The organism is Mesorhizobium waimense, from assembly GCF_003601975.1.
GTDB classification, from domain to species: Bacteria; Pseudomonadota; Alphaproteobacteria; order Rhizobiales; family Rhizobiaceae; genus Mesorhizobium; species Mesorhizobium waimense.
Genome location: NZ_QZWZ01000002.1, coordinates 521,525 through 531,251, shown reverse-complemented (window position 1 = coordinate 531,251; position 9,727 = coordinate 521,525). Strand labels below are relative to the sequence as shown.

The window sequence follows — 9,727 nt, the reverse complement described above, 5'->3', positions numbered from 1 at the left end:
CGAGATAATCCTGCTCGTCTGCGCTCAGAACCAACGGCGCGGTTGGGCGGCCATTCGCGTTCGCCATAATGCGCTCCTCTCCAGAAGCGACGTAGCATACAATGTAACGAACTTCAGTTCCAGATGACTAGGTCTGTCGCTGTCCCCTGTGGTCGAGGCGTGAAATGCGGACACGACCAGCACGCCATCAATCCCAGCGGCCAAGTTGTGCAGCATCTCGACATGCGAGTGGATAGGTGACTTAGGAAGCGGGTTGAGACGAGGAATTATGGGCAAGTTGCGACTCCAAAGCTTTAGCGGCAAGGTCGGCGATCTGGTCACGGAATGTCGGGGCGAAGTCGGCACACTTGGTGCCGTGCTTGGAATCGGGTGGATAGGCGTGAAGCCCTCCGCTCGGAGTTTTCACGAGGCGCAAGTCGTGCATGGTCACCGCCGGGCCAAGTTCTAAGTCAAACGTCGCGATACGCTGAAAGCCTTTTGGCGACGGGTCCTCCCCTGTCGCCCTGATCTGCCGAACGCGAGGCTCAAGCAGTGCTCCGTCCAAGAAACGCTGGCGGTCGCACTGCAAACAAGCGCTGGCATACTCTAATGTGGCAAAATCGTCGGGGATTGCGCCGTTGCTTTTTACAGCGAAGTGCCTGCCAACAAGCTGAGCACCGTCGGTGATATGTCCAACCACACCAACAGCGTTGAGGAGGCGCTGGAAGCGCCAAGACGTGAATCCTGGCCCATCAACAAATTCTGCGACCCACTCAATATCGGGGTCGCGAACCGTCGAATACTTAATCGAAATTGTCGCGAGGCCATCCGCCTCTGCGGTGACGTCGACGGCGTTGATGCGGCAGGCCTTGAAATCAAAAGTCGGCATAAACTTAAGCGTCATGGTGTCCCCTCGCGCACGTGGCGCGTTGCTGCATTGTGGATTTCGTGGTTTGGCAATTGCGATATTTAGGGCTTGAAGACCATCCAAGCACTAGATATAGTGTTGTTGGCTTGATTTTTCCACGCCTGCACAGCCAAGACGGCGGCGAGCTCGGCATGCAGTTCGGTCTTCGACATCGTGGCGTAGGAGGTCATGCGGCGGCCTCCCCCTTTTTGAGACAGATATCTAAGGCCTGGTCGACAATGTCATCCCAACTTGTTTCCGGCTCCTCGCCCAACTCAGTGAATCGCTTTAGCGCGTAGGCTTGCACGATTTGGCAGCCTCGGACGACGCCAAGCCACATCTCTCCGTTGGTCGTATCTTTCGTCTCGATGAACGCTTTTTGCATTGGCGAATCCCGCTTATCCAATTGCTCGCGCATGAATTTGGTAAACGTTCGCGCCGCGCCCTCGATGCGAACCGGGTCGTGCGCGTAAACCAATGACGGGGTGTTTGGTAGCGTGCGGCGATTGTCGCTCATGCGGCGGCCCGCATAGCAGCCCTGGCATTAATCCACTGGTCGAGTTCCCGCTCAAGAAACCCGATACGCCGGTCGCCAAGCGGCACGGCTAACGGGAAGTCGCCCGCCTTGCGCAGCCGTTTAATGAAGGTGAGCGATAGAGAGGTTCGCTTCATTACCTCGCGAACGCCAAGGAGTCGGTTATTGTCGTTCAATTCATCCTCCCGAAAAAAGTGCTTGATTGTCTGGTCTGCCTGTGAAATAAGGGGGTGCGAGTAGAATTCCGCCAGCGTGGTTTTGTGGGCGGATTCGTAAACTAGCCGTTTGCCATGACTATGTCAAGATAGCTTGGCCCGTTGTGGCCACCATTGCGCCTATCGCGCCCCACTCCCACAAAACGCCGTCCAGGCCTCCATCATCTCGCGTCGCCGCTCCAGAACGTCTGAACGGGCGTAGGCGCGTATCACCTTGCTGCGCTTGTCATGCGCCAGGGCGGGCTCGGCAACCTCGTCTGGGTATCCGTGATCCTGCGCCCACGTTCTGAATGTCGTTCGGAATCCGTGCACCGTGAACTTAACAATTTCCTTCGCAAGCAACTTCGCCATTGCAACTTCGCCGATCGGACGTCCGCGGCGCGCTCCCTTGAAGACGAGCCCCTCCCCCGGCTCGCCAAGCGCGGCGATAGCGGCATCCGTTAATGGGATACGGTGCTCGCGCGGCTCCTTCATACGCGATGCCGGGATAACCCAAACCTTCGCATCCATGTCGATCTCCGACCAATCCGCGAAGCGAACCTCCCCTGTGCGATTCGCGTTCAGGATAAGGAGGCGCAAAGCCCGCCCAGCCGCAGTCTCAGGGATGCTGGCGAAGAACTTCGGCAACTCCGAGTACGGCATTGATTCGTGATTGCCGGACGCAGCCTGAACCCCAAGTGCCTTGTCGCGAGCCTTCGCGTCCATGCGGGCAGGGTTAGGGCCAGTGCGCAGTTCCATATCCGTCGCAAGCTCAAGCACAGCCGCAATACGCTCGAGGGTCTTCTTCGCCGTCTCGGCCTTCGCATGCCATATTGGCTTGACTACGCGCACAACATCAGCCCGACGAATTTCGTTGACGGGCAATTTTCGCAGCCCTTTGGCGTGCACCTCGAGCGACGACTTCCAACCGATCTCTGTCTTCCCGCCCCGCCATTGCGGAGCATGATCCTTGATGTACTCGTCTGCATAGTCGCCGAACGTGGGAACGCGCTTGTCGACTTGTCTGAAGGACGATTCCTTGAATGGGTCCTTGCCGGCATGCAGAAGCTTACGCGCCTCGTCGGCCTTTTCGCGGGCATCGGCTAGGCTCACAGACTCAAGCGGGCCGAGACCCATTTCCCGGCGCCGGCCGTGGCGCTGGTAGATGAAAATCCAGTACTGCTTGTCGCCGCGCGGCATCAACCACAGTCCGCCGCCATCGCCTATACTGCTGCCCCTTGCAGCCTTCACCATTCCGGCTGTTAGCTTGTAGCGCGCCATTTGTCTTTCCTAAGTCCTTTCCCAATCTTTGTAAGGCATAGGCTAGGACGGGCCAAAAGGCAACATGAAGGAAGAGAAAAGGGAAATCAACGGCTTGATAATCGTAAGTGCGCCGCCTAGTGCCCCTCTCTGCCCCTTGTGGTCTGGTAGGCGGCCCCGGTCAGCGGAGACATTTTTCCGGTGATAGGCGAGCCCCGATTGCGGCGCAATCGCCCTGCCCCTTGCAAACTGATCGCACGCTCTTTGCCCCGCCCTTGTCTTTCAGCCGGCTTTGCGGTCCCTATATGCTAACGCCGTCCGTGCCGGTGGGCGGAAGAAGGATTGCCGATGGTTCGATTTCTGCTGGCGCTGCTCCTGCTCGTCACCCCAGCCGCGGCCCATGCGACGGATGCCGGCTGGGCGTTGCTGCGCGACGGCGGGCATGTCGTGCTGCTGCGCCACGCCATGGTCACCGGCACCGCCGACCCGGCCAATTTCGACATCGCCAAATGCCCGACCCAGCTCAATTTGTCGGCGCGTGGCCAGCAGCAGGCAAGCCGGATCGGCGCGCTGTTCGCCGCTCGCGCCGCCCCGATCGAGCGCGTCCTCTCCAGCCGCTATTGCCGTTGCCTCGACACTGCCCGCATCGCCTTCGAGGCCGAGCCGGAGCCCTTCGCGCCTCTTGACCTGCTGAAGACCGACCCGGCGGAGAAGGCCGCGCAGCTCGCGGCGGTGATGACCGAGATCCGCGGCTATTCCGGCTCGGACAATCTGGTCCTGGTGACACATCTTGAGAACATCGTGGCGCTGACCGGCGTGTCGCCGCGCGAAGGCGAAGCGGTGGTGGTCGAGCCGCAGGGCGACGGCCTGCGCGTGCTTGGCCGCGTCACCTTCTGACGGCGCAAAACAGTCCTTGCCGGGCACCGGCAAGTGTTGCCGAAATGCCACCACCGAAAGAAGCCGCACATAAGCCGCGACAATGCCGCTTGCGACAACCCGTCGCAGGGGCTATAGGCGCGCTCCCGGTCACGAAAACCGAAGCGAGCACAACGGTTGGAGCTTTCGCCTCCGCCCGCGCAGGTGGCCTTGCCGTCCTGTGTACGGCGCCGTTTCGGGGGTTGGGATCGCGGATGTAGCTCAGGGGGAGAGCGCCGGATTTGGGTCCGGAGGTCGCAGGTTCGAATCCTGCTGTCTGCACCACGGATAGCTCAGTTTGGGTAGAGCATCAGACTCATAATCTGACGGTCGAAGGTTCGAATCCTTCTCCACTGGCTGATAGGCCACCACCCTTTCACGGTGTTATCTGAAAAAGACGGTCCGGGGACCGGAATGCGAAAGACCTGACGGACGGCCCAAGCCTTCGGGCGTGGGCCGTATCGAAAGGCCTGACGTCATCGGCTCGCGGCCAGGCCCGCGGTGACGATCAAGGCGCAGCGTCGCCGGCAAGGGAGGCCAAGGCCTCCGGCGCCAGCTTCGCTGCCTCGCGATCCGCTCCCGAAGGCCCGCCACGAATTGGTGCCACCGGTCCCCGGATCATTCGTGTCCGGACTATGAAGCAAGAGACGAAGTGAAACGAGAAACGAAAAGGAAGATCGACGCATGACTTGACGCCTCGCATGGGGGCCATGCCCGACAGGAGTAACACAATGACCATTCTCGATAAGATTTTTGGACGCGAGCGCGTCGTTATTAAGGAAAACGAGCGTGCCGTCACCCTCTACAAGGGTGAGATCAAGGCTGTCCTGATGCCGGGTGAGCACTGGCTCGCCAACCGGCGCCAGAGCCTTGAAGTCTCGCGGCACGATCTGAAGAACCCGGAATTCGTTTCGGCATACGAGAAGGCGTTGTTCGACAAGCTCCCGGATGTGGCTGCGCGCCATTTCACCGTGGTTCGCACCGGGCGCACAGACGTCGCCGTCATCGAGCGTGACGGCAACCTCCACGCCGTCCTGGCGCCGGACCGCAAGCTCGTGCTGTGGACCGATGCCGGACCGTGGAAGGTCACGATGATCGACACCTCGGCCGATCTTGCGATCGATCCGGCGGTCATGCGCCGGATCGGCCAGGCCCGGAAGACGGAACTGATGTCCGTCCATCCGGTCGTCGACGGCCAGGCCGGACTGCTCTTCGTCGATGGTGTCCTGGTGCGGACGCTCACGGCGGGCGTGCATGCGTTCTGGAATGTCGGACGCATGGTGCAAGTGAAGGTCGTCGACCTCAAGCGCCAGTCGCTTGATGTCGCCGGGCAGGAAGTGCTGACCAAGGATCGCGTGACGATCCGCGTCAACATCGCCGCCGAATACCGGGTCGTCGATCCGGTCAAGGCGGTGAGTGCTGTGAAGGACTTCGCCGAAGCCCTCTACCGCGCCCTGCAGTACGCCTTCCGCAAGACGCTTGGCGCGCTGACGCTCGATCAGATCCTCGAGAAGAAGGTGACGATCGACGAAGAAGCCGCCGGCAAGGTCCGCGCCGACATGGCCGAGATCGGGGTCGAGGTCAGCGATATCGCGCTCAAGGATGTCATCCTGCCGGGCGAGATGCGCGAAATCCTCAACCAGGTGGTTTCGGCCGAAAAGCAGGCCGAGGCCAACGTCATCCGCCGCCGCGAGGAGACGAACGCCACGCGTTCCCTGCTCAACACGGCGCGGGTGATGGCCGAGAACCCGGTGATGCTGCGTCTGAAGGAGCTCGAGGCTCTGGAGACGATCGCCGGCAAGGTCGAGCGGCTGACCGTCCACAACGGAACGGGCGGGCTGCTGAACGACTTGGTCAAGCTCCGCGACTGAGCTGACCAAACGCCAAATGGGAAGGGCCGCCGGACAAACCGGCGACCCTTCTTGTCTTTGCAACCGAGGCATCCCATCTGCGCCCGGCGCATCAGGCCTTTTCCTGCCCGGAAAAACCGATTAGACAGCGCCCAAACAAGATGCGGACAGATTCCGCCCGCAACCGAAGGAAGAGCCCTTGTCCACCACGTTCGACAAAGTCGCCAAGATCATTGCCGACACCAGTGAGATCGATATCGAGACGATCACGCCCGAAAGCCACACCATCGACGATCTCGGCATCGACAGCCTCGATTTCCTCGACATCGTCTTTGCCATCGACAAGGAATTCGGCATCAAGGTGCCGCTGGAAAAGTGGACGCAGGAGGTCAATGACGGCAAGGCCTCGACCGACGATTACTTCGTCATGAAGAACCTGTGCGCCAAGATCGACGCGCTGGTCGCCGCCAAGACCGCCTGAGATGGCGCAAGCGCGCGGCCTTGACGCGCCTTGCAGCCTGACCCACAACAGCCGCCCATGAGCAGCCCCCGCGACGTCGTCATCACCGGCATCGGCCTTGTCTCTTCGCTGGGAGAAGGTCCGGATGCGCACTGGCAGAAGCTCGCCCAGCCGGGCCTGCAGCCAGTGCTGGAGGCCGCGCGCTTTGCGCCCTACACCATCCACCCGCTGCCCGAGATCGACTGGAACCTGCAGATCGCCAAGCGCGGCGACCAGCGGCAGATGGAAACCTGGCAGCGCCTCGGCACTTATTCCGCCGGCCTTGCGCTGGACGACGCCGGCATCAAGGGCAATGACGAGCTTTGCGCGACCATGGACATGGTGGTGGCCGCGGGCGGTGGCGAGCGCGACGAGGCGGTCGACGCCGCGATCCTCGCCGCTTCGGAAAGCCGCAACGACCGCGACGTGCTGCTCAACGAGAAGCTGACCACGGAACTGCGTCCGACCTTGTTCCTGGCGCAGCTTTCCAACCTGCTCGCCGGCAACATCTCGATCGTCCACAAGGTCACCGGTTCTTCGCGCACTTTCATGGGTGAGGAAGGTGCCGGCGTCGCCGCCGTCGAGACGGCCGCCGCGCGCATCTGCTCGGGACAGTCGACGCATGTGCTGGTCGGTGGTGCCTTCCAGACCGAACATTCCGACATGCTGCTCGGCTATGAGCTCGCCGGCTATCTGCATCGCGGCGCCTGGAAACCGGTCTGGCAAAGGCGGGGCGGCGAAGGCGGCGGCGTGGTGACCGGATCCGGCGGCGCCTTCCTGGTGCTGGAGCAGCGCGAGCACGCTGAAAGCCGCGGGCGCAAGATTTACGCCGAGCTTGGCCCGGTCGTGTCCGGACGCGCCAGGCGGCGGCTGGGCGAACTCGATGGCGAGATCGCCGCGCTGCTCAGCCAGGCTGCATTGCCTGACGGCGAATTGCTGGCGATGTCAGGCGCTTCCGGCGCTCATGCCGCTACCGCCGCCGAGAAGGCTGCGTTCGACGCCCATCCGGCGATCGCCGCGCGCGCGTTCTCGACGCTGACCGGCCACATGAAGGAAGCGCAGTTCCCCTTCGCGGTGGCACTGGCAGCGCTGGCTGTCGACCGCAAGGCCGCCTATCCCGCCTTCGATACCACGGTCGAAAAGCCGTTCGGTGGCGTTCCCAGGTCAGTGCTTGCAACGGCGATCGGCTATCACCAATTCGAGGGCATGGGGCTGGTAAAAGCCGCCTGAGCTACGACCTAGGACAAAACATGGCCAATCTGAACGACCACATGGGCAGGCCAATCGTCGCCGTCACCGGTATCGGCGTGGTGACGTCGCTTGGCGTCGGCAAGGCCGACAACTGGGCGGCACTCACATCGGGCAAATCCGGCATCCATCCGATCACCCGCTTTCCGGTCGATCACCTGAACACCCGCATCTCCGGCATGGTCGACTTCCTGCCGTCGAGTTCGCAGGGCTCCAGCCCCCTCACTTACGAGCTGGCCGAAACCGCCGCGCGTGAAGCAGTCGCGGAAGCAGGCCTCGATTCCGGCGATTTCGGCGGACCGCTTTTCCTCGCCTCGCCGCCGGTCGAGCTCGACTGGGCAGATCGCTTTTCGCTCTACAATTCCGACAAGCATGACGCCGGCGCCGAGAGGCTGCTGCGCGTCGCGCGCGCGCTGAAAGAACTCGACATCTTCGAGACCACGCAGTTCGGCTCGATTGCCGACCGGCTGGCCGACAGCTTCGGCACGCGCGGCCTGCCGATCACGCTGTCGACCGCCTGCGCCTCCGGCGCAACCGCGATCCAGCTCGGCGTCGAGGCGATCCGTCGCGGCGAGTGCGACAAGGCGCTGTCGATCGGCGCCGACGGCTCGGCGACCGCCGAGGCGCTGATCCGCTTCTCGCTGCTGTCGGCGCTGTCCACCCACAACGACATCCCCGAAAAGGCCTCAAAGCCCTTCTCCAAGGATCGCGACGGTTTTGTCCTCGCCGAAGGCTCCGGCGCGCTGGTGCTGGAATCGCTGGAGGCGGCGCTTGCCCGCGGTGCCACCATTCTCGGCATCATGCGCGGCTGCGGCGAAAAGGCCGACGATTTCCACCGCACCCGCTCCAAGCCCGACGGTTCGCCGGCAATCGCCGCGGTGCGCGCCGCGCTCGCCGATGCGGGCCTTGGCGAGGACCAGATCGACTACGTCAACGCGCACGGCACCTCGACGCCGGAAAACGACAAGATGGAGCATTTGTCGCTGTCGACCGTCTTCGGCGAACGGATCGGCTCGATGCCGATCTCGTCGAACAAGTCGATGATCGGCCACACGCTGTCGGCGGCCGGCGCGGTCGAGGCGGCATTTTCGCTGATGACGATGCGCGAAAGCGTCATTCCGCCGACCATCAACTACGACAATCCCGATCCGGCGATCGTGCTCGACGTCGTGCCGAACAAGAAGCGCAATGCCGAGGTTGGCACCGTCTTGTCGAATTCCTTCGGCTTCGGCGGCCAGAACACTTGCCTTGTCATGGCGCGGGAACCGGTCTAAGCGAGCGCTTTCCGCTCAACAGAACCGACAGGCTCCATGCGCGCACTGCAACTTATCGAGGACCGCCGCCTTGAAACGGTGGACCTGCCGCCTCCCCCGCCGCCCTCGCTCGGCGAGGTAACGCTGCGCATCAAGGCCGTGGCGCTGAACCATATCGACGTCTGGGGCTGGCGCGGCATGGCCTTCGCCAAGCGCAAGCTGCCGCTGGTCGTCGGCGCCGAGGCCTCCGGCGAGGTCGAGGCCGTCGGGCACGGCGTATCCAGCCTCCTGCCCGGACAATTGGTGTCGATTTACGGCGCGCGCACCTGCGGGCTTTGCCGCGCCTGCCGCGAAGGCCGCGACAATCTTTGCGAGCATGTCTCCGGCGTGCACGGCTTCCACCTAGATGGCTTTGCCCAGGAGAAGATAAACCTGCCGGCGCGGCTTCTGGTCCCTGCCCCGCCCGGCGTCAGCGAGATCGGCGCCGCCGTCGCGCCAGTCACCTTCGGCACGGTCGAGCACATGCTGTTCGACAATGCCAGGCTGCAGCCGGGCGAAACGATCCTCGTCCATGCCGGCGGCTCGGGCATCGGTTCCGCCGCCATCCAGCTGGCGAAGAAGATGGGCTGCACCGTGATCACCACGGTCGGTTCGAACGACAAGATCGACAAGGCCAAGGCGCTTGGCGCCGACCATGTCATCAACTACCGCGACGACCGTTTCGAGGGCGTCGTGCGCAAGCTGACCAAGAAGAAGGGCGTCGACGTCGTGTTCGAGCATGTCGGAGCCGACACCTTTGCCGGCTCGATGCTGTGCCTGAAGCGCGGCGGACGCCTGGTGACCTGCGGCTCGACCTCCGGCGTCTCGACGCAAATCAATTTGATGCAGCTTTTCCAGCAACAGCTGAAGCTGCTCGGCTCCTTCGGCTGCCGCATGGAGAACATGGCCAATGCCATGCAGAAGATGGCGGCAGGCCTCGTCGCGCCGGTGATCGACACCGAAGTCGGCTTCGGCGACATCGATGCCGCGCTGAAGCGCATGGAAGGCCGCGACGTGTTCGGCAAGATCATCCTGCGCGTCGACTAGG

The 9,727-nt window shown here is 62.7% G+C and carries 11 protein-coding genes and 2 tRNA genes; 8 read left to right on the top strand and 5 right to left on the bottom strand.

What is annotated here, in order from left to right; translation table 11 throughout:
• Window positions 1-241: 241 nt before the first annotated feature.
• The 5 genes from D3227_RS05175 to D3227_RS05160 form a co-directional block, all read right to left on the bottom strand.
• A complete protein-coding gene (locus tag D3227_RS05175) occupies window positions 242-883 on the bottom strand; it encodes a hypothetical protein (RefSeq protein ID WP_120013019.1) in 642 nt (213 codons plus the stop codon).
• Window positions 884-948: 65 nt separating this feature from the next.
• On the bottom strand, window positions 949-1,077 hold the full coding sequence (locus D3227_RS43710; protein WP_281034895.1) for a hypothetical protein: 129 nt from the start codon (window positions 1,075-1,077) through the stop codon (window positions 949-951).
• On the bottom strand, window positions 1,074-1,403 hold the full coding sequence (locus tag D3227_RS05170) for a hypothetical protein (RefSeq protein ID WP_120013018.1): 330 nt from the start codon (window positions 1,401-1,403) through the stop codon (window positions 1,074-1,076). The genes D3227_RS43710 and D3227_RS05170 overlap by 4 nt, the downstream gene beginning before the upstream one ends.
• Window positions 1,400-1,597 (bottom strand): helix-turn-helix transcriptional regulator, encoded by a 198-nt coding sequence (locus tag D3227_RS05165; protein ID WP_245451646.1) that lies wholly within the window; start codon window positions 1,595-1,597, stop codon window positions 1,400-1,402. Before D3227_RS05165 ends, D3227_RS05170 begins: the two co-directional genes overlap by 4 nt.
• A 159-nt stretch (window positions 1,598-1,756) precedes the next feature.
• The gene (locus D3227_RS05160) at window positions 1,757-2,896 is read right to left on the bottom strand and encodes a tyrosine-type recombinase/integrase (RefSeq protein ID WP_120013017.1); all 1,140 of its coding nucleotides are present in this window, start codon (window positions 2,894-2,896) and stop codon (window positions 1,757-1,759) included.
• Window positions 2,897-3,223: 327 nt separating this feature from the next.
• Here D3227_RS05160 and D3227_RS05155 point away from each other — a divergent pair, with 327 nt between their 5' ends.
• From D3227_RS05155 to D3227_RS05120, 8 genes are all read left to right on the top strand, one after another.
• A complete protein-coding gene (locus D3227_RS05155) occupies window positions 3,224-3,772 on the top strand; it encodes a histidine phosphatase family protein (protein ID WP_120013016.1) in 549 nt (182 codons plus the stop codon).
• A 229-nt stretch (window positions 3,773-4,001) separates the two neighbouring features.
• Window positions 4,002-4,075 (top strand) — tRNA-OTHER (locus tag D3227_RS05150).
• Between the two features lies 1 nt (window position 4,076).
• Window positions 4,077-4,143, top strand: a tRNA-Met gene (locus D3227_RS05145).
• Between the two features lie 378 nt (window positions 4,144-4,521).
• A complete protein-coding gene (locus tag D3227_RS05140; RefSeq protein WP_167480596.1) occupies window positions 4,522-5,661 on the top strand; it encodes a slipin family protein in 1,140 nt (379 codons plus the stop codon).
• 178 nt (window positions 5,662-5,839) lie between these two features.
• Window positions 5,840-6,121 (top strand): acyl carrier protein, encoded by a 282-nt coding sequence (locus D3227_RS05135; RefSeq protein ID WP_006203389.1) that lies wholly within the window; start codon window positions 5,840-5,842, stop codon window positions 6,119-6,121.
• A 57-nt stretch (window positions 6,122-6,178) separates the two neighbouring features.
• The gene (locus D3227_RS05130; protein WP_120013015.1) at window positions 6,179-7,369 is read left to right on the top strand and encodes a beta-ketoacyl-ACP synthase; all 1,191 of its coding nucleotides are present in this window, start codon (window positions 6,179-6,181) and stop codon (window positions 7,367-7,369) included.
• A 20-nt stretch (window positions 7,370-7,389) separates the two neighbouring features.
• A complete protein-coding gene (locus D3227_RS05125; protein ID WP_120013014.1) occupies window positions 7,390-8,661 on the top strand; it encodes a beta-ketoacyl-ACP synthase in 1,272 nt (423 codons plus the stop codon).
• 36 nt (window positions 8,662-8,697) lie between these two features.
• Window positions 8,698-9,726 (top strand): zinc-binding dehydrogenase, encoded by a 1,029-nt coding sequence (locus D3227_RS05120; protein ID WP_120013013.1) that lies wholly within the window; start codon window positions 8,698-8,700, stop codon window positions 9,724-9,726.
• Window position 9,727 lies beyond the last annotated feature (1 nt).